Genomic DNA, 20296 nt, shown 5'->3' with positions numbered 1-20296 from the left:
CAGCTTGCACTGCCCGGCTTTGTATCAGCGGAAGGTGTAAGCCGCTGTGACGTAGACGAAGCGGCCGCGCGGATCGCCGTAGCTGACATCGTAACCGCCGAGGAAGTTCGAGGCCAGATTGGTGTACGGGGGATCGCGGTCGGTCAGGTTTTTGATGCCCACGGTCAGCTTGGCCGCCTTGATGCCGGTGTAAGTGAGCTGGGTGTCAAAGGTCTGGTACGCCTGCACCTTGCGCGGGGTGGTGCCGGCTGCCACGCGGCTACCGAGCGCATCGACATAACCCTTCTGGTAGTTTTGCGACAGCGACGCCGACAGCGGGCCCATCTCGTACGCCACGCTGGCATTGTGCTTCCAGCGCAAGACCACGCCGCCGCCGGCGTTGAGCGCCGTGTCGAGGGCGCTGGTGTAGGCGCCGCTCGGACCTTGCACGTCATACTTGGACAGATAGGTGCCGCTCATGCGGGCGGTCAGGCGGTTGCCCGACGCCATGCGCCAGCCGTACTTGGCATCGACGTCAACGCCACCGAGCTGCGTCTTGAACAGGTTGGCATTGGTTTGCAGGATGCCGGTGATCGGACCGACGCCGCTGGCGTTGCCATCGGCGGGGCCGCGCTGGATGAAGCCGGCGTACTGGGTGGCGCGGTCGGCATTGGCCAGGAAGTAAGTCGATGACAGGCCACCGACGACGATGGAGTTTTTCAGGTTGACGCGGAAGGCATCGAGGCTGATCGACAGGTCCTTGAGCGGTTCCAGCAAAATGCCGGCCGTGTAGGACAGCGATTTTTCCGGTTGCAAATTCGGGTTGCCGCCAGTGATGGTGGTGAACTGGAAGCTGCAATCGGTGGCGGCGCCGGTGGCCAGGTTCGGGCAACGGATCGGGTCGCGCGTGCCATTGGCGGTGACGCTGGTGGCCTGCGGCGTGTACAGGTCGGTCAGCGACGGTGCGCGGAAACCGGTACCGACCGACGAGCGGATCAGCACGGTGTTGCTAGGCTGCCAGCGTACCGACGCTTTCGGATTGACGGTGCTGCCCACGCCCTGGTAATTGTCGTAACGGACGGCGCCATCGATATCGAGCTTTTTCGCCAGCGGCACGCTCACTTCAGCGTAGGCGGACGACACATTGCGCTGACCGACCACGGGGAAGGCGTTGCCGCCGAGACCGGCGATGTCACCGGTCTGGATCGCCACCGATGGATCGTAGGCAAATTTTTCGCGGCGCAGTTCAGCGCCCAGCGCCAGTGCCACGGCGCCATTGCTCAGGTTGAACAGTTCGCGCGAGGCTTTCACATCGATCGAGGTGGTCGAAGTTTTCGACGAATAGCTGGTGCCGCGGAATTCGGCGGCACGGGCGGCGGCCAGCACGCTCTGGTCGGCGGTGTCGCCAAATGGATTGATCAGGCCACTGTTAAAGATCGGCAGGGCCTTCGAATACTGGGCATAGCCGGCCAGCAGCAATTCTTTTACTTTCGATTCGCTGTACAGGAAGGCGCTGTCGAGATCCCAGCCAGCGCTGCTGCCACGCACGCCGAACATCACGCGCGACGCTTCCGACTCGTCGCGGGTGCTGCGGGCGCCGTTGACGACGTCGCGGTAGTTCAGCAGCAGCGGCTTGCCGGCGACGCCGTTGGCGGCGGCAAACGCGGCCGGGTAGTACGGGCTGGTCGGCAGCAGGATGAAGCCGCCATTGCCGAGGTTGCCGTACGGCGCCGTCAGTGCCTTAAATGCTGGCACATAAGGATTGCTGGCGGTGGTGATGGCGTTATAGGTCAGCGGCACCGGCTGGGTGGTCGAATCGATGCGATTGCGGGTGAGCGAAGCTTCGAAATACGCTTCAGCGTTGGCCGAGATCGTTTTGCGGCCGTTGGTCATCACGCTTTGCTTGTACGAGTAAGGCTGGATCGAGCCGTACGGGCTGTTGTCGAAGCTGCAGCGCAGGGGGTTGAACGGCGTCACCTGCGAGACCGGGCCGCAGTTGGCCAGCGACGGCGTGCGCAGCACGGTGCCGGCCAGTACGTTGGCGGGGAAGGTGATCGATGACGTCAGATCGTTGTTTTCGGCGACATTCAGGCGGTTCGCATACGGGCGGTCGGCGCCGAAGATGGGGTCGGTTTCCTGGATGTTGACGGCCAGGGTGACGTTGTAGCCGTCAGCTGCCAGGTCGCCCCAGCCGCCGAACAGGGTGGCCGTCTTGTCCTTGCCGTGGCCGCCGCGCGATGGCTGGCCGTAGGTGCCGCTCACTTGCAGGCCCTGGTAGTCTTTGCGCAAAATAAAGTTGACGACGCCGGCAATGGCATCGCTGCCGTACACGGCCGAGGCGCCATCCTTGAGTACTTCGACGCGTTCGATGGCCGCCAGCGGAATGCTGTTGACGTCCACCGACGAACCGGCCGAGCCGGCCGAGCCGCCGCCGTACACCGACACGCGGCGGCCATTGACCAGCACCAGGGTGCGCGCGCTACCCAGACCACGCAGCGACACGGTGGCGATATTGCCGCCGCCGAAACCGGAAGCGTTGGCCGCGGTGGTCGAAGTGCCGTTGCTGCTCAGTGAGCTGAGTTGCTTGACCAGTTCTTCAGTCGATGAGGCGCCGATCCGTTCGATGTCCTCGCGCTTGAGAATTTGCACGGGCAGGGCGGTTTCGCCATCGATCCGCTTGATCGACGAGCCGGTAACGATGACCCGTTCCATCGGCGCCTTGGCGGCGCTGCTGTCCTGGCCGGCGGCCTGGGCGAGGCCAGGGAGGACGCCGAACAGGACGGGTGCGAAGGCGGCGGCGATCAAGACAGCTGAGCGCTTTCGACGGGGAATGGTGAGATGACGTGCATGCATGGCGAAACTCCTGGAGGCGACGGTGGAAAATGCGAGCTGGAACGGCTACAACGAGTGCGCGCAGCGCATGGCCCTTATGGGCAATGGTTTTTTTCTCAATTGCAGTTATTTCGTGTAAATAAATTATATATTTTGCATCGCGCAATAACTTGCTATATTTAGGCAAATACAACAGTTAAATTTGCAATAGCTATTTCGTCTAACAAGGAACCGCGCATTGACTGAAGCACGCGTCAAATTGGACCGGATCGACCGGAAAATTCTGGAGGAATTGCAGGCGGATGCGCGGCTGTCGAGCGCTGACCTGGCTGATCGGGTAGCGCTGACGGCGTCGCCGTGCTGGCGGCGCGTCAAGCGGCTGGAAAGCGACGGCATCATTTGCGCTTACCAGGCCAAGCTGGACCCGAAGAAGCTCGGTTACCAGGTCACCGCGTTTATCAGCATTTCGCTGGAAAAGAGCCACATCAAGTATGTGCAGGAATTCGAGGCGGCGGTGGCGACCATTCCGCAGGTGCTGTCGTGCCACCGTATTTCCGGCCGTTATGACCACCAGCTGATGGTGGTGGCCGAAGACCTCGAAGCGTATGGCCGCTTCGCCGAAAAATACATCAATGGCTTGCCCAGCGTGAAGGAGGTGTACACCTCGTTTGTGCTCAAGGAAGTCAAGGCGCCGTCCAATCCGCCGCTGCCGCCGATGGAAGGCAACTGAGGCGCTGCCATGACGGGCGCACCGCAGTGGGACAAGGCGTGGCCGCGCTTGCGCCCTGTGTGCCTGACCGAACGTCCTTGGGCGCCGGCTGCCGCTTTGCTACACTGCGCTCCCGCGTCGAAGCGCACAATGTCTGCAGTGTGCAGCCTGCCACCCTTGTTCAATCTGATTTCTTTGTATGCGCGCTGCACCGCTCGGCGGCGCCTGTCACTGGCCCTGTGGACCGGCGCTGCCCTGCTGCTGGCCTGGCTGGCGCTGGCGCCCGTGCACGGCGCCAGCCGCCAGAAAACGCTGGTCATTCCCGCCAGTGCCGGTACCACTTTGCCAGCGACCATCACCCTGACGCTGGGCGTCGAGGACGTGCTGGTGCTACACAACCAGGACACGGTGGCGCTGCGCTTCGGTCCCGTGCTGCTCGCGCCCGGCCAGCACTGGCGGCTGCCGTTCGAGCAGGTCGGGGTCTATCCGGTGGCCGCCAGCGCCTGGCCGGGGGGTGCGGTGACGGTGCTGGTGGTCGAGTGGCCGGCGCCCGGCTGGCAGCGCCTGGTGTGGCGACTGGGGGCGTTCAGCGACCGCCTGCGCGCCTGGCCGGTGCTGCCGCGCCCACAGCCGTAACGACGCCCGCGCACTGATGGTGGGGCAGCGGTGCGCCAACAGCGCGCGATTCTGGCATCATGCCTGCATGACCATCTCGATTCCCCTGTTCCCCCTTGGCGCCGTGCTGGCACCCGACGGCGTGCTGCCCCTGCAGATTTTCGAAGTGCGTTACCTGCACATGATCGGCCAGTGCATCGCGGATGGCAGCCCGTTCGGCGTGGTCCTGCTCACCGCCGGCAACGAGGTGCGCGCGCCAGAGCGCAGCGAACGCTTTGCCGATACCGGTACGCTGGCCAGCATCGATACCCACCATGCACCCTCGCCCGGCTTGATCCAGGTGGTGTGCCGCGGCGGCGCCCGTTTTCGGGTGCTGCACGCCGAGGTGCAGGCGGCCGGCCTGTGGATGGCCGAGGTGGAGTTGCTGGCGGCCGACCAGTCGGTGCGTATCCCCGCCGAACTGCGCGGCGCCGCCGACGCCCTCGACCGGGTCCTCGCCTCGCTCGACGAGGTGCCGGAAGACCGCTGGCCGTTCCGGCCGCCGTTCCTGCTCGACGACTGTGGCTGGGTGGCCAATCGCTGGTGCGAATTGCTGCCATTGCCCATTGCCCAAAAACACAGCCTGCTGATGCTCGACAACCCGCTGATCCGCCTCGAACTGCTGCACGATATGCTCGACGAGCACGGCCTTATTACCTCGTAAGCGCCGCCCCCAACATTGCAACGCGTAAAACGGCGGCGGCCTGTCATGACAGCGCGCGGCGGTGATAAACTGCAGCCATACCGTCTCGCGCAGTGAGGGGAATGACGGCAACGCTGTTCGAGGCGCCCGCCCGGCCATTGATGACACCACGCCCATCGCCGACCATCGCCGACCATCACCGCCCATCACCCATGACGACCTCCGCCTTCCATACCGAGCTTGCCGCCCTGGTGCCGCGTCTGCGCCGGCTGGCCGCAGTGCTGGTGCCGCAGGCCGAGGCGGGCGATGCCCTGGTCCAGGCAGTGGTGCAGCATGCACTGGCAGCGCTGGCCAGCCGGCGCGCCGATGGTCCGCTCGACCTGACGCTGTTTGGCCTGCTGGCGCAGCAGTGGCTGGCGCTGGCCGGCGCCAGCGAGCGCGCACCGGCGGAGCTCGCCAACGGCAGCGCCGATCTGGCCATCCGCCAGGCGCTTGCCATGCTGCCTGCGCGCCAGCGCCTGGTCGTCGCGCTGGTGCTGGTGGAGGGCTTGCGCTACCAGCAGGCGGCCAGTGTGCTCGGGGTGCCGCTTGCGGTCATCGGCGACGAACTGGCGTGTGCCCGCCAGGCGCTGGGCGCGGTGTTGCCCGGCCACGCCAGGAGTGTTCCATGAAATTGAGCGACGATATCCTGATGGCGTATGCCGACGGCGAACTCGACGAGAACGTGCGCCGCCAGGTCGAACTGGCCATGCAGGCCGATGCCGCCGTGGCGGCGCGCGTGCGCCAGCATCTTGACGTGCGCCACGACTTGCAGCGCGCTTACGCCGGGGTGCTCGAGGGGGCGCTGCCGGCGCCGCTGCAGGCCTTACTGGCCGGCAGTGGCGGCACGGCAGTCAAGCCTGGCGCGCCGCTGCGGCCGAAGGTGATCCAGCTCGACAGCGTGCGCGCCGCCCGCCGTGCCTCGGCCCCCGGCGCCGCGCCGGCGCGCGCCGAAGGGCGCGAGGGCAGGCAAGGGCGCGATTTGCGTGGCGACGGCCACCAGCAGGCGCCATTGCGCATGGGCCGGATGGGGCAGTTGGGGCGGCTGGGGGCGCCACGGGCCGTGCTGGTGGCAACGCTGCTGGTCGGCTTGATCGGCGGCATCGCTGCAATCACCGCGTACCACGGCGAGACTGCCTTCGCCACGCTCGACGAGCAGGGCATGCTGCGCGCCCACGGCAAGCTCGACACGGCCCTCAATGTGCAGCTGGCCAGCGGCGCGCAGACGCGCGGCCGCTTGCGCATCGGTATCAGCTTCGTCAGCCGCGAGGGCCCCTACTGCCGCGCCTTCGAACTGGGCGCTGCCGCCGGTCTGGCGTGCCGCGCCGGCGCTGTCTGGCAGCTGCCGGTGCTAATTGATGGCAACGGCACCGGCGCCGGCGCCGAGCGTGCCGTCGGCAGCGCGTTTCCGGCTGTCGTGCTGGCAGCGATCGATGCGCGCGCCGTCGGCCCGGCGCTTGACGCCCGCGCCGAACAGGTCGCCGCCGCGCGCGGCTGGGCGCGCTGAGCGCACGCTACCGTCCCGCTTTCTTCTCGCTTTCTTCTGGCTATCTTCTCGCTCACTTCTCGCTCTCTTCACGCTATCTTCACGCTATCTTCGCCTGAGCCGATCACCCTCACGCCTCCAGCGGCGCCCCGCGGCTGGTCACGGCCTGCGCCGGCAACATCGCGCTCGCCATCGCCGCACGGTTGCGGCCAGCCTGCTTGGCGCGGTACAGCGCTTGATCGGCCAGGCCCACCAGCAGCGCCGTATCGGAAGCGGCCGCGGCCGCTTCGGCCATCCCGCTCGCGGCAGGTGCGGGCGCCGCGTCGGCAGGCCGGACGGCGGCCACACCGATGCTGATGGTCACCACGCCGTACGGTGACTGCGCGTGCGGCAGCGCCAGGCGGGCCAGCTCCACACAGATCGCGTCGGCAATCACCAGCAATTGATGGTCGTCGAGCGCCGGCGCCAGCAGGGTAAATTCCTCGCCGCCATAGCGCGCCACCAGGTCGCCCGGGCGCCGGCAGAATGAAGCGATGACGCCGGCGACCACCCGCAGGCAATGGTCGCCGGCCTGGTGGCCATAGCAGTCGTTGTAACTCTTAAAATGGTCGACGTCGAGCATGGCCAGCGCCAGCGGGGCGCCGGTGCGGCGGGCGCGGCGGCACTCGTTGTCGAGCGCTTCGTCAAAGCCGCGGCGGTTGGTGATGCCGGTCAGGCCGTCGGTCGACGATAGTGTTGCCAGCTTGGCATTGCTTCTCTCCAGCTCGCCGGTGCGCGCCGCCACCAGCGCCTGCAAGTCTTTCTGGCGCCGCGTCAGGCCGCGCACGCGGGCGTGGTAGATGAAAGCCAGCACGCCGATCGCCAGCACCACGCCCAGCAGGCGGGCCCACCAGGTGTGCCACCACGGCGGCAGGATGTGAACGGTGACGGTGGCCGGCTGCTCGCCCCAGATGCCCTGCTCATTGGCCGCCTTTACTTCGAACACATAGGTACCGGGGTCGAGGTTGGTGTAGGTGGCGGTGCGGTGGTTGGCATCGGTAATGACCCAGTCGCGGTCAAAGCCGCGCAGGCGGTGGGCGTAGCTGTTGCGGGCCGGATCGGTGTAATGGAGCGAAGAAAATTCGAAGGCGAATACCGATTCCTGTACCGACAGGGTGATCGCGCTGGGCGCCGTGACGGTGCCGGCCAGCTTGACCCCGGCGCCGGCGCCGGCAGCCAGCGAGCGGTTGAACACGCTGACATCGGTCAGCGCCACTTGCGGCGCCACCGACAGCCGCCGCACTTGGCGCGGGTGGACTGCGGTCATGCCCTTGACGCCGCCAAAGTACAGCACGCCATTGGCGGCCACCGTCGCCGAGTTGGCGGCAAAGCCTTCGGTCAGGCCATCGGCACTGGTAAAGCGGCTGACCTTGCCCGTATTCGGCTCCATGCGCACCAGCCCGGCGGCCGTGCTCAGCCACAGCATGCCAGCGGCGTCGGCGCGGATGGCGAGGATCTTGACCGCGCCCACACTGTCGCTGCCGGCAAAGTTGCGAAAGCTGATGCTGCCGTCGGCGCTGGTGAGCACTTCGCTGATGCCCTTGGCGGTGCCGGCCCACACGCGGCCCTGGCGGTCTTCGTAGACGGTCGACACGTTGTCGTCGGCCAGCGCGGCGCCGCGGCCGGGCGCTTGCCCGGCCTGGCGTTCGCTGCGGAAGTTGCGGAACTTGCCGGTGGCGGGATCGAGCATGTCGAGGCCGCCGCCGCTCCAGTCGGAGCCCATCCAGACGCGGCCGCGCCGGTCTTCGACGATGCAGGTGGTGCCGGTGACACTGCGCGCCGTCGGATCGCGGGCGTCGGTGGCATAGATGGTGGTGGCGCCGGTTTGCGGGTGGTAGCGCACCACGTGCTGGCCGGTGCCCAGCCACAGCACGCCGCCGGCGCCGGGCACGATGGTATTAATAAAATCCATGGCGGTGCTGGTGCTGGTGCTGTTGCTGGTGCTGTTATTGGTACTGGAACCGGCGGCGCGCTGGCTAAAACGCAGCGTCTGGAAGGCGCCGTCAATCTGGTCAAGGCGGTTCAGCCCGGCTGCCGTGCCCACCCACAGGGGGCCGCCTGGCGGCTGGTAGAGGCTGTAGATGACATCGCTCGAGAGACCGCCCGGCCGTTTCGGCTCGCCGTGCCAGGTCTTGATGACGGCGCCATTGGCGGGATCGAACAGGGAAAAGCCGGTATTGCTGCCCACCCACAGGCGACCGTCGGGCGCCGCTTCGAGGTTTTGCACCGAGTTGTTTGGCAGGGTATTGTCGGCGGCGGCGTCGAACGGGATGAAACGCTGGAAGCCGTGGCTGTTCAAGTTGACCAGGCTGATGCCGTCAGTAAATGATGCGACCCATAGCATGCCGGTGCGGTCGGTCATCACGGCGCGGATATGGTCCGACTGCAAGCTGTAGGGATCGTTGGCGCGGTGCGCATAATGGACTGGTGCAGCGTCCGGCCGGTCCCAGCGCCACAGGCCGGCCGCCAGCGTACCGGCCCAGACGGCGCCGGACTGATCGGCGTGCAGCGCATTGATGCGCACCCGCGGCGAATCGATGCGCGCGCGCGTCTGCCACGGCGAGCGGCTATCCCAGGTCATCACGCCCACTTCGGTACCGATCCACAAGATGCCGGCGCGACTGAAATGGAGCGCGCGCACGATGTTGAGCTTGTCGTCGGGCGCGGCCGGCGTATCGGTGCGCAGGTGGCGAAAGCGGCTGGCCCCCTTCGGCAGATAATCGAGGCCGCCCGGCCAGGTGGCCACCCACAGGCCGCCATCGGCGTCGAGGGCGAGGGCGTTGACGTCGTTGGCGCCGAGGCTGTCGCCATCCTTGTCGTCATGCACGTAGCGGCGCACCGTGCCATTGCGGTCGACATGCTGCAGGCCACCCCAGGTCGCCACCCACATGCCGTCCGCGCCGTCGCCGATGATGGCCTTGACGATGCGCCCGCTGCTCGGGCCGGGCGGCAGTAGCAGCGCCGTAAAGGTGCCGCTGGCCGGGTTGAAGCGGGCCAGGCCGTCCTGGGTGCCGGCCCAGATGCGGCCCTGGCGGTCTTCGAACAGGGCCGAGACGCGGTCATTCGGCAGGCTGTCGGGGCCGCTGGTGTCATGCGTATACTTGACTGCCTGGTAACCGTTATAGCGGTACAGTCCGCCGCTGTGGGTACCGATCCACACGAAGCCCTGGCGGTCTTGCAGCATCGACAGGATCGACAGATCGTCGGCGTCCAGCGATCCCAGGCGCTTGAAGCGCAGTTCGGAGGTCGGCGTGGCAGCGGCCACAGCCGCCATGGCAAGCAGGCAGAACGTTGCAAGCAGGCGTAGCGCGGCTGTCAGGTGTGAGTTCAACAGGGGAAGCATTGGTATCCAGGAAAGGCGGGTGGCGACGGCAGGCGGACGTTGCAACCAAAACAACAGTACTGTGCCTTCAGCGATGTTTGATGTCAATAAAATAGCAAGATGGTGCTTTGCCCATGTTGCATAGCGACTACGCCAAACGTGCTGCCGCGCCGGCGCGGCGGACGGCGGCTGGCGCCGCGCTCCCATATACAGTATGGGCAAATTAGGGTATCGTGATGGGTCTGTAAAAAGGCGCTGTGCCGGCTGTCGCCTGCGCGCCCTGTTGTGCGGCCTCAACGTTACGCGACGTTACAGCTGGCGCTGGCAGCGCCCTTGGCGTCCTGGCCGCGCCGGCCCGCCAGCACATGACTGAACAAGCGCACGTCCGAACACCCGAACACCTATCCATAGATGAAAGCAGGCGCCCGCCGCGCCCACCGACCTGATGCCCGACACCGACGCCAGCAACGCCCCCGATTCTTCTTTCGCCATCGATGCCAGCGTGCCGGCCGATGTTTTACCTGCGGTAACTCCTGAGACTGCGTCCGAGCTGCTGCCCGTGCCCGTGCCTGAAATGCGCGCTGCCGTCGACGTAGCCGCCACCAGTGCCGATCCGGTCCGCTTTGACCAGTTCGGCCTCGATCCGCGCATCCAGCGCGCGCTGGCCGACCAGGGTTACACGGTACCGACGCCGATCCAGGCACAAGCCATTCCCATCGTGCTGCAGGGCCGTGACGTCATGGGCGCGGCGCAGACTGGCACCGGCAAGACGGCGGGTTTCTCGCTGCCCATCATCCAGCTGCTGCTGGCCCATGCCAGCCCCAGCATGTCGCCGGCGCGCCACCCGGTGCGCGCGCTGATCCTCACCCCCACGCGCGAGCTGGCGGTGCAGGTAGCGGAAAACGTCAAGGCCTACGCCAAGCACACGCCGCTGCGTTCGACCGTGGTGTTCGGTGGCATGGACATGAAGCCGCAAACGGTGATCCTGCGCGGCGGCGTCGAAATCGTCATCGCCACCCCGGGTCGCCTGCTCGATCACGTCGAGCAGAAAAACGTCAGCCTCGGTCAGGTGCAGATGCTGGTGATGGACGAAGCCGATCGCATGCTCGACATGGGCTTCTTGCCGGACCTGCAGCGCATCATCAACATGCTGCCCAAGCAGCGCCAGAACCTGATGTTTTCGGCGACGTTCTCGCAAGAGATCAAGAAACTGGCCGCCAGTTTTCTCAACGACCCCGTCACCATCGAAGTCGCGCGCAGCAACGCCACGGCCGACAAGGTGACCCAGGTGGTCTACAAGGTGGCCGAGTCGCAAAAAGTGGAAGTGGTGGAATTCATCATCCGCCAGCGCCAGCTCAAGCAGGTCATCGTGTTTTCCAACACCAAGATCGGCGCGTCCAAGCTGGCCCGCCACCTCGAACTGGGGGGCATCAAGGCCTCGGCCATTCACGGCGACAAGACCCAGCAGGAGCGCATGGCGGCGCTCGAGTCATTCAAGCGCGGTGAAATCGAGGTGCTGGTGGCCACCGACGTCGCCGCCCGCGGCCTCGATATCACCGATCTGCCATGCGTGATCAACTACGATTTGCCCTACAACGCTGAAGATTATGTGCACCGTATCGGCCGCACCGGGCGCGCTGGCGCCTCCGGCGATGCGGTGTCGGTGTATTCGGACAAGGATGAGCGCTTGCTGGTCGATATTGAGAAATTGATCAAGCAAACCATTACGCGGGGCGAACTGGTGGGGTTCAAGCCAGCGCCGGCGGCGGCGGTTGGCGAGCGCGCCGCGCCGCGCGCGCGCGACGGGCGTAGTGCCGAGCCTGCAACCGAAGCGCGTGCCCGCCGGTCCGAGAGTGACGGGGGAGCCCGCCCGGCCGAGAGGCCTGCGCGCTCAAGCAGTCCGACGGCACGCCGCGACAAGGTCGATCCGTGGTTTCTCAAGCCATACGAGCCGTCGGTCGCACCTCGTCCGGAGGGCGCCCCTGGCCTGTCAACCCCGCAGGTCAAGTCCAGGCAAAAGCTCGCTGCATTACTTGGCGGCGTGCCGAAGCCGCAGGCGCAGTAATGACGGAAGCCGGCGCTGCAACGCGTAGCGCCTGCGACAGGGCTTCCCTAGATGGCACATCATTGCCCCACCGTAGCCAGTTAACCGGTGGACATGTCGTGCCCCGCCGTTCGCGCCGCGAATGAATCGCGTAGCATTGGCTGACATCCTGTGCGGTCATGCTGTCGTAACGTCGCACACGCGATTTCTTCAAAAAAATATTTTAACTATCTGCAACAGCATTCGCCGATGCGCTATTTCTGGCGAAGCGTTCATTTCCTGCCAGCGCTGCGCAGTAGCAAAGCTGGCTTGTCGGGTCAGTGAGCGTTGCCTTCGCTTCGCACGAAAGGCAGCTTGGACGCCAATGCCCGCGCCGGTCCAGTGAAAAGGCCCGCTGCGACTGATCAGAATCGCCGGCCCGTGCGCTATAATATTTGCTCAATTACTACGCTGTTGCCCTCCGAACGGTAGGACGTTAGACAGGCATTAATCAGACTTCAGCCGTCGTGTAGGATCGGCCATTCTCTTTCGCGTGAGGAATTGAAAGCTGATCCTTAGCATAACGTCTTAGGCCGTCCAGTTTGGCGAATCATTTCATTGTAAATATTTTTAAAACCCGCCGGACGCGCCAATGCTGCTCGCTTTAACCGGGTCTCATCTTAGCGAAAAATTCTCGTAAACGTTATTACATAATGCCTAAGAAAAAATGTTGAAAAAGAAAAATACTAATGCTGCTGCGATTGCCTCCAGAGACATCACTGAGGCAATCCGGCGTTACTCTCTGGTAGGTATGCTTGGTTGGCAAGACGTCAAGCAACGCTACCGGCGTTCTGCCCTGGGCCCGTTTTGGCTCACGATCAGCATGGGCGTTATGATCGCGACGATCGGTATCGTGTTCGGGAAAATATTCAATTCACCAATGGCCGATTTTCTGCCATTTCTGACTGTGGGCATGATTCTTTGGACGTTCATGTCCACCGTGATTGCCGAGGGGTGCCTGAGTTTTGTTGCTGCGGAAGGAGTAATCAAACAGTTGCCGCTGCCTTTGTTCATCCACGTATTGCGTGTGATCTGGCGAAATTTCTTGATTCTAGCGCATAATATTATTATCTTCCCGCTCGTTTTGCTCGCGGTCGGCAAACCCGTCGGCATGGAAGCTTTTTTAAGTATCGCGGGATTACTTGTTGTGATCGTTAATTTGACATGGATGATATTGATTCTTGCAATTTTATGTGCCAGGTACCGCGATCTGCCGCAAATTGTCAACAGTGCTTTGCAGATTGTTTTTTACTTAACGCCTATCATGTGGTTGCCCAACCTGTTGCCGGCGAAGGCGAGTGTTTATTTGTTGGTTTGGAATCCTTTCTTTCATCTCATCGAAATTGTGCGCGCGCCGTTGTTGCAGCGCCTGGCATCGGAAGTAAATTGGGAAGTTACGCTGGGGTTAGCAGTGGTCGGTTGGGCGATGGCGCTGGCAGTGTATGGCAGATATAAACTCCGTATTGCATATTGGTTATAATATTATGGCGTCAATTGATTTTAATAATGTGAGCGTAGATTTTCCTATTTACAATGCCAGCGGCCGGTCTTTGAAAAAGCGCCTGATTCAGGTGGCGACGGGGGGGCAATTAGGCTCGGATGCGCACGGGCGCGTGGTGGTACGGGCGCTGGAAGACGTCACCTTCTCATTTCGTGATGGTGACCGTGTCGGACTGTTGGGACACAACGGTGCCGGCAAGAGCACGTTGTTGCGCTTGCTGACAGGGGTTTATTCCCCCTCCATCGGTACGGCCGACGTCGATGGCGAGATTGGTTCACTGATCGACATCTCGCTCGGCATCGATGCCGAGGCAACTGGGCGCGAAAATATATTTTTGCGAGGCGGCATGCTCGGAATGAGCAAGCAAGAGATCACCAGGCACCTCGATGACATTATCGATTTTTCCGAGTTGGGCGATTTCGTCAATATGCCCTTGCGGACTTACTCCACGGGCATGCACATGCGTCTGGCATTTGCAGTTTCAACGATCATGCGCCCACAAATACTGTTGATGGACGAGTGGCTGTCGGTCGGTGATGAAGGGTTCAAGCACAAAGCCGAGGCCCGCCTTCGCGATTTGGTGCAGACTACAAACATTTTGGTTGTCGCCACCCATTCGCGTGAATTATTGATGGAGACCTGCAACCGGGCGATCTGGCTCGAACATGGACGTGTCAAAATGGACGCTGATCCGGTGACGGTCGCTACTGCATATTTTGGAAATTGAGTTGTACAGACTTAGTTCATAGAAAGAAGCCATGTTGAATATTGTCATACCGATGGCGGGCCGTGGAAGCCGCTTTGCATCTGCCGGGTTTGCTGATCCCAAGCCGTTGATTCCGCTACACGGCGTCCCGATGATACAGGTGGTGATTGCGAATCTAACGCCGACGGTACCGCATCGGTTCATTTTCATTTGCCAGCGGGAGCATTACGTTGCTTACGGACTCGATCGTTTATTGCCCCTGTGGACCAATGATCCCAAAGTCGTATTGCTGGACGGCGTGACGCAAGGGGCGGCTTGTACGGTCCTGGCAGCGCAGCAGTTTATTGATAATGACGACCCGCTAATGATTGCAAACAGTGACCAATACGTTGCTACTTCCATTGACGCGTATTTGTACGATCTGACCAATCGCCAACTCGATGGCTTGATCATGACCATGACAGCAGACGATCCCAAGTGGTCCTTCGCCTCGACGACGGCTGAAGGTCTGGTAACAAAAGTCGTTGAAAAAGAGGTCATTTCAAAAGACGCCACGGTTGGCATTTACAATTTCGCGCACGGGCGCGCCTTCGTTGCAGCAGCACAAGAAATGATCGACGACGACGAGACGGTGAATGGTGAATTTTACGTCGCACCCGTCTACAACAGAATGATTGCAGACGGCCACCGTGTCGGCATATTTGGCATCGGAAGCGATGGAGAGGGCATGCACGGCCTGGGTACGCCTGCCGATCTTGCGGCGTTTCTCGCGCTACCGCAGTCCTTGGCGGCGGCGCAGGGCTGCTGATGGAAATTCTCAGTCATCGTGGTTACTGGCGCGAAGCGGCCGAAAAAAATACAGTGCGGGCATTTGAACGTTCGTTTTCGCTCGGCTACGGCACCGAGACTGACGTTCGCGATGCGTGCGGCCAGCTGGTCATTTCGCACGATCCGCCACGAGGCGGCGAACTGACGCTGGCGCAATTGCTTGCTATGACAGGCGATAAACAGCCTTTGCTAGCGATTAATATCAAGGCCGATGGGCTAGCCTCAGCGGTTGCTGCTGAAATGAGGCGCCATGGTTATACGAACTGGTTCGTGTTTGACATGTCTATCCCTGACACACGTGCGCAGCTCTCCGAGGGTAATCCGACCTATGTCAGAATGAGCGAGATCGAGTCAGCACCGCCGTTTATGGATTGTGCAACCGGTGTATGGCTTGACGCCTTCGAGTCGGACGGCTGGCGGATTGCAGCACTGTCTCAATTGCTCACGCGCGCAACAAAGGTGTGCCTGGTATCGCCCGAGTTGCACCGCCGTGACCATCTGCCGTTCTGGCAGCAGTTGAAGGAAAGCGGATTGTATTTGAGCGGCAATGTTTGCCTGTGCACGGACCTGCCAGAGCACGCCACCGAATTTTTTTCCATGAAAGAATAAATGTGTTTCCTGTTAAATAAATTGATACGAGAAATTCGGCTGGCCGGAGAAGAATATGATTGAAGCAGTGGTGTTTGATATGGATGGCGTGTTGATAGACGCAAAGGAATGGCATTACGAATCATTAAATAAAGCCCTGGCCTTATTCGGTTTCGAAATTTCCCGGTATGATCACTTGACGGTTTTTGATGGGCTGCCAACAAGCAGAAAACTGGAAATGCTCAGCGTTATGAGCAATCTGCCACGCGATCTGCATCCGTTTATAAACAAGATGAAGCAGGCCTACACCATGGACATGGTCTACGAACGCTGCCGTCCGCGTTTTGTACATGAGTATGCCTTGTCTCGTCTGAAAGCCCAGGGCCACAAGCTGGCGGTGGCATCGAATTCTATTTTTCCCACAGTCAAGACCATGATGGAGAAAGCCGATTTGAGTGGCTACCTTGATTTGATGCTTTCTGCGGACGATGTTACGCAACCGAAACCCTCTCCTGAAATTTACGTCACTGCCATGGCGCGACTTGGCGTCAGGCCCGAAAACTGCCTGATTGTCGAAGACAATGAAAATGGCATTCGCGCCGCACGCGCGTCGGGTGCGCATTTGCTGATCGTGGGCGATGTCAGTGAGGTCAATTTTGAAAATATTCAGGCAGCCATACGACGGGCAGAAGGAGCGTGACATGATGAATATTTTGATTCTCGCCGCAAATGATTTCCATGATAACCGCGACAGTGGATACCCGCTTGCTCTCAGTGAGGTCAACGGGAAAACCTTACTGCAGCACTTGACTGAACAATGCAATTCAATTCTTGGTGCACATTTGACGCTGGCAGTGAACGAACTCGACTGTAAGAAATGGCATCTTGACAATGTAGTGCGTTTGTTGGCGCCAGAAGCCAATGTGGTTCAGATCCGGCGCGCCACCAGTGGCGCCGCGTGCACTGCCCTGCTGGCAATTTCCGATTTCAGTAGCGAGCAACCGCTGTTGATCGTTAACGGCAATGAATTGCTTGATATCGACTTTAATACGGTCATTAATCAGTTTTTGCGGGCCGAATACGATGCTGGCGTCGTCATCTTTCCATCGGTGCATCCAAGGTATTCGTATGTGCGGCTCGACGAGCAGCAATTGGTTGTCGAATGCGCTGAAAAAAATCCGATCAGCAATCATGCTACCGTTGGCTTTTACTGGTTTCGGCGCGGGCGCGATTTTGTCGAATCGGCGCAGCAAACCATTTTTAAACATGCCCACGTTGATGGCAAATATTACATTTGTCCAACGCTCAACGAGATGGTGCTGCGCCAGGCGCGAATCGGCGTCCATCGAATCGACGCGCAGCATTTTCACCCACTCAAATCGGAACGTCAGTTTGAAAAATTTGATGCAACTCACAACGCCTTGAGCAAGGAACAAGCATGAACAGTGCCCGTCTGGAAGATATGGTCAAAGGCTGGTTCGTCGGCGCCTTCAATCCGACCGTACTGAGTACCGATGCGTGCGAGGTTGCGATCAAGCATTACGTCAAGGGCGATGCAGAAGGCCGGCATATGCACAAGGTGGCTACCGAAGTCACTGCAGTGGTCGAGGGCGAGGTTCGTATGTGTGGCCGAGACTGGCGTGCCGGTGACATTATCTCGATCGCGCCTGGCGAATCGACGGATTTTCTGGCCCTGACAGATGCGGTGACAGTCGTGGTCAAGCACCCGGGCGCGCTGAATGATAAATACGTTATTGAAGAGTAGACCTCTCATGGCGAATTCCTGCATTCTCGACATTGGCGCCAATAATGGCGAATTCATATTGCCCCTTGCAGCGCGGCTGCCGTGGATGCAGTTTCTAGGAGTGGAACCTATTCCCGAGTTGTTCGATATTCTGGAAGCGAAGCGCACGGAGTTGAATCTTCCAGCAGTGCAGTTCCGCCGCCTTGCCATCGATGAGGTTCCCGGGCGTGCCCGATTCAATGTGTCCCGACATGCAGACCTCGGGGTATCGAGTTTATTGGATTTTGACACCACGTCGTTGCAAAAAAATGAATATTGGCAGGGCCGGAGTGATCTGTACTTTGACGAAGAAATTGAAGTTGAGGTGGTGCGGCTCGATACGCTGCTTGAAACAGCCGGTTTTGACCATGTCGATTTCATCAAAATTGACGCACAGGGTGTTGATTTGAGAGTGCTCGCTTCGTTGGGCAAGTACTTGTCCGCGGTCGACGGTGGCATGCTCGAGGTGTCCACAACGCGAAATTCGGTACTCTATCAAAACGAGCCTTTGCTGCACGACGTCCTCAATTTTTTGGCAGCTCACAACTTTGAGCCCTACGCAATCAAGTCAAACGATCCGGCAGGGGCGGAGGTCAATGTCTTTTTTAACCGTCACGGTGTTGATTGGCAGGCCATGGAGCAGCGTTTACAGTTGCGCGGCATCGCCCTCTACGATGGCAGGCACTACTGGCACGTGCCATCCCCGCTGCCGGAGTTGCCGGCGGAGGCCAGTGCACCTGTTGTGCACCAACACGTTGCACGCGCTCGCCATCTGGTGGCTGAAAATGCCGCCTCTTGGGCGCGGGTTGTACATTGGAAAAAAGAAGTGGCCAGGCTGGGCCGGGAAAAGGACGCATTGACGGTGCAACTCGCTGAACAGAAGAACGAGCTGACAGCGCGCCGAACCGTTGCGCCCGCGCCCCTTGGCGACAATGTTCCGTTGGCTGCGGAACTCGTTCATATGCAACAAAACGAACAGTCGATGCGGCTTGAAATTGCGGCGCTGCGCGATTCCACCAGCTGGCGTGTGACCGCACCTTTACGGGCGTTGAAGTCTTTGATTTCAAGATAGAAAGTGGTCTAGCGGATGCTCGAATCAAAATTACTGAGCGATTTCAATAACGGTGAGCCTGCCTATTGGGCGGGTGAAAACGTTCCCAGCGCCGGGTTTGAACACTCCACTGATTTGTTCGATGCGGGGGCAGATTTTCGCCTCTCGCCGTCCGAACACGGGCGCTATCACCGCGTCTATCTGGTGGAGAATGATCTGGGCCATTACAAACAGTGGCCACTGATCATGGATGAGGCATTGCGACTATTTCAATACGGACAGCAAGGTACCTTGTTTGTCAGGTTTTCGGAAACGCCTTTGCTCAGCGCGTTTGCGTTTGCGGCATTCCTGCGCCGCCGTAAAGACTTCGCATTTGAACTCGTATATCAGGACAGTTTTCCTGGCGGTGTTCTGTTTTATTGCCTTCGTTGTCAACGCGAAAATATTGAACCGGCATTATCAAGCATCGAATTCGCCTTGATCACCGACGGACGGCGACCTGAAGCGGTAGCCCGTTTCGTTGCCAGTATCGCAGCCATTCGCGGCATCGATTTGATCGACTGGAGTATCGCCATCTGCGGGCCAGCGTTGGCAGAGGAAGGCGCCGTCGCTGTCAAGCCCCGTATCCGCCATATCGACGCGCCCACCGCGCACCTCAATCGGGGCTGGATCACAGCGAAAAAGAATTTGATTGTCAGCACTTCGCAGGCAGATAACCTGGTGATTGCGCATGACCGCTACAAGGTGCCGGCCGCTTTTCTCGAGGAGCTGTTCGAATTCGGCGCCGACTTCAGCGTCCTCGTGCCGGCCCAATTCGACGATAGCGGCGATATATTTCCGGACTGGGTGACCATTGGCAGTCAGTGGTCCTGTACGGGTAGCGCGCTGCTGCAACACGGCGATTATAGTCCCCATGGTTATGTCAATGGCGGCGTCATCATCGGAAAACGCCATGTTCTGTCCGCGACGCCGTGGAGTGAATTACTTTTTTGGGGACAATACGAAGACGTCGAGCTGAGCCGTGCACTGGTTGCTGATGGTGTAACGCCGCGGTTGGCTCGCTCTGTTCAATTGCATGCAACAACGAGTCGTCCGGGCTATCTGGGCGATTTCGAACGTTTGCCGTACCTGCCATCCAATTTCCCGTTGCCGCGGTTTGCTGCCAACCAGACCGACGTGGTGGTTGGGGAGTTTCCGTTTGGAGATACAGTCAAATTCAATGTCACCACGACGCCGCGCACCTTGTGTGCGGTGGGGATTGTGGCCACCAATTCGGAGTGGACGTGTGTCCCTGACGGACTGGTATTGCTGCAACGGCGGGCCCATTTGGCGATCGGGCTGCCTTTTCACGCTCACCGTCGTCTGTTCCTGACAATTTACATTCCGGCGTACTCCGGCGCGATGTTGATGACGATCGACGCAAACGGCACGCGCTTGCAGCTGCGATGGAAGGAGTGCGACAACGGTCTACGCTGCGCGACGGCATCGCTTGACAGCACAATGACGGGCCAGGAACGCAATGTGGTCCTGTCATTCACATCGGATATGGATGGCGTTTTGCTCAGTGCGCTTGGGATCTCGGCACAGGACGGCGGCGGCAGCAAAACGCCGCTTGCATATGCCCGCGTGAACGGTATGACCGCCGGCATTTTCCGCGAAGGTTGGGGCGATCCGGAACCATGGGGTATCTGGACAGTTGCTGCCCAAGCCCACCTTGAACTTCCCTTGACCGGCCTTGCCGCAGGCCGCGACCTCGAGGTTTCCATCACTGCCACATCTTACGGTCGCGTGGCAGGTGCCATCCAGCTCATTGGTATTGCCTGTAACGGGCTTCCACTCACGTGCGTGGCCATTGCTGCACTGACAGCGCCGGCACAGTTTGTGATCCGGATTCCTGTGGCCATGATTAGAGAATTACCCATAATTAAGCTCACATTCGTTCCCGCGACTGCTTCCAGGCCTGACGCTGCGGGCGGCATTGTCGATGGCCGTCTGCTCGGTTTTGGCCTGATTGCGCTCGAAGTGCGTGCAGCATAGGCCGGTAAGGCATCAC

The 20296-nt window shown here is 60.8% G+C and carries 17 protein-coding genes; 15 read left to right on the top strand and 2 right to left on the bottom strand.

Going from position 1 to position 20296, the window contains the following annotated elements; genetic code table 11:
* Positions 1–24: 24 nt before the first annotated feature.
* A complete protein-coding gene (locus ACP7BZ_RS04300; RefSeq protein WP_426110400.1) occupies positions 25–2832 on the bottom strand; it encodes a TonB-dependent receptor in 2808 nt (935 codons plus the stop codon).
* A 217-nt stretch (positions 2833–3049) separates the two neighbouring features.
* Here ACP7BZ_RS04300 and ACP7BZ_RS04295 point away from each other — a divergent pair, with 217 nt between their 5' ends.
* The 5 genes from ACP7BZ_RS04295 (at position 3050) to ACP7BZ_RS04275 (ending at position 6363) form a co-directional block, all read left to right on the top strand.
* Positions 3050–3541, top strand: coding sequence for an Lrp/AsnC family transcriptional regulator (locus tag ACP7BZ_RS04295; protein ID WP_426110399.1), 492 nt, complete (start codon positions 3050–3052; stop codon positions 3539–3541).
* Positions 3542–3670: 129 nt separating this feature from the next.
* Positions 3671–4156, top strand: coding sequence for a cupredoxin domain-containing protein (locus ACP7BZ_RS04290; RefSeq protein WP_426110398.1), 486 nt, complete (start codon positions 3671–3673; stop codon positions 4154–4156).
* Between the two features lie 67 nt (positions 4157–4223).
* On the top strand, positions 4224–4838 hold the full coding sequence (locus ACP7BZ_RS04285; RefSeq protein WP_426110397.1) for an LON peptidase substrate-binding domain-containing protein: 615 nt from the start codon (positions 4224–4226) through the stop codon (positions 4836–4838).
* Positions 4839–5029: 191 nt separating this feature from the next.
* Positions 5030–5488 carry a sigma factor-like helix-turn-helix DNA-binding protein gene (locus tag ACP7BZ_RS04280; RefSeq protein WP_426110396.1) on the top strand — a complete coding sequence of 153 codons (459 nt, stop codon included), beginning with the start codon at positions 5030–5032 and terminating at the stop codon, positions 5486–5488.
* Positions 5485–6363, top strand: a complete 879-nt coding sequence (locus ACP7BZ_RS04275; protein ID WP_426110395.1) for a hypothetical protein — start codon at positions 5485–5487, stop codon at positions 6361–6363. The genes ACP7BZ_RS04280 and ACP7BZ_RS04275 overlap by 4 nt, the downstream gene beginning before the upstream one ends.
* 109 nt (positions 6364–6472) lie before the next feature.
* Here the strand turns inward: ACP7BZ_RS04275 and ACP7BZ_RS04270 are convergent, their stop codons facing one another.
* Positions 6473–9655, bottom strand: a complete 3183-nt coding sequence (locus ACP7BZ_RS04270; protein WP_426110394.1) for a ligand-binding sensor domain-containing diguanylate cyclase — start codon at positions 9653–9655, stop codon at positions 6473–6475.
* A 622-nt stretch (positions 9656–10277) separates the two neighbouring features.
* Here ACP7BZ_RS04270 and ACP7BZ_RS04265 point away from each other — a divergent pair.
* The 10 genes from ACP7BZ_RS04265 (at position 10278) to ACP7BZ_RS04220 (ending at position 20280) form a co-directional block, all read left to right on the top strand.
* A complete protein-coding gene (locus tag ACP7BZ_RS04265) occupies positions 10278–11768 on the top strand; it encodes a DEAD/DEAH box helicase (RefSeq protein WP_426110547.1) in 1491 nt (496 codons plus the stop codon).
* A 688-nt stretch (positions 11769–12456) separates the two neighbouring features.
* On the top strand, positions 12457–13266 hold the full coding sequence (locus ACP7BZ_RS04260) for an ABC transporter permease (RefSeq protein WP_426110393.1): 810 nt from the start codon (positions 12457–12459) through the stop codon (positions 13264–13266).
* Between the two features lie 4 nt (positions 13267–13270).
* Positions 13271–14014 carry an ABC transporter ATP-binding protein gene (locus ACP7BZ_RS04255; RefSeq protein WP_426110545.1) on the top strand — a complete coding sequence of 248 codons (744 nt, stop codon included), beginning with the start codon at positions 13271–13273 and terminating at the stop codon, positions 14012–14014.
* A 31-nt stretch (positions 14015–14045) separates the two neighbouring features.
* Entirely contained in the window at positions 14046–14801 is a 756-nt protein-coding gene (locus ACP7BZ_RS04250; protein ID WP_426110392.1) for a glycosyltransferase family 2 protein, read from the top strand.
* Positions 14801–15430 (top strand): hypothetical protein, encoded by a 630-nt coding sequence (locus ACP7BZ_RS04245; RefSeq protein ID WP_426110391.1) that lies wholly within the window; start codon positions 14801–14803, stop codon positions 15428–15430. The genes ACP7BZ_RS04250 and ACP7BZ_RS04245 overlap by 1 nt, the downstream gene beginning before the upstream one ends.
* Positions 15431–15485: 55 nt before the next feature.
* Positions 15486–16109, top strand: coding sequence for an HAD family hydrolase (locus tag ACP7BZ_RS04240; RefSeq protein ID WP_426110390.1), 624 nt, complete (start codon positions 15486–15488; stop codon positions 16107–16109).
* 1 nt (position 16110) lies between these two features.
* Complete coding sequence (locus tag ACP7BZ_RS04235) at positions 16111–16851, top strand: glycosyltransferase family 2 protein (protein ID WP_426110389.1); 741 nt, start codon at positions 16111–16113, stop codon at positions 16849–16851.
* Positions 16848–17174, top strand: coding sequence for a hypothetical protein (locus ACP7BZ_RS04230; RefSeq protein WP_426110388.1), 327 nt, complete (start codon positions 16848–16850; stop codon positions 17172–17174). Before ACP7BZ_RS04235 ends, ACP7BZ_RS04230 begins: the two co-directional genes overlap by 4 nt.
* A 7-nt stretch (positions 17175–17181) precedes the next feature.
* Entirely contained in the window at positions 17182–18264 is a 1083-nt protein-coding gene (locus tag ACP7BZ_RS04225) for an FkbM family methyltransferase (RefSeq protein WP_426110387.1), read from the top strand.
* Between the two features lie 15 nt (positions 18265–18279).
* The gene (locus tag ACP7BZ_RS04220) at positions 18280–20280 is read left to right on the top strand and encodes a hypothetical protein (protein WP_426110386.1); all 2001 of its coding nucleotides are present in this window, start codon (positions 18280–18282) and stop codon (positions 20278–20280) included.
* Positions 20281–20296 lie beyond the last annotated feature (16 nt).

It is taken from the genome of Massilia sp. PWRC2, from assembly GCF_049896725.1.
In the GTDB taxonomy this organism is placed as follows: domain Bacteria; phylum Pseudomonadota; class Gammaproteobacteria; order Burkholderiales; family Burkholderiaceae_D; genus JAFCUW01.
Note: the sequence above shows the minus strand (reverse complement) of the source record. Positions and strands in the feature narration are given on the sequence as shown.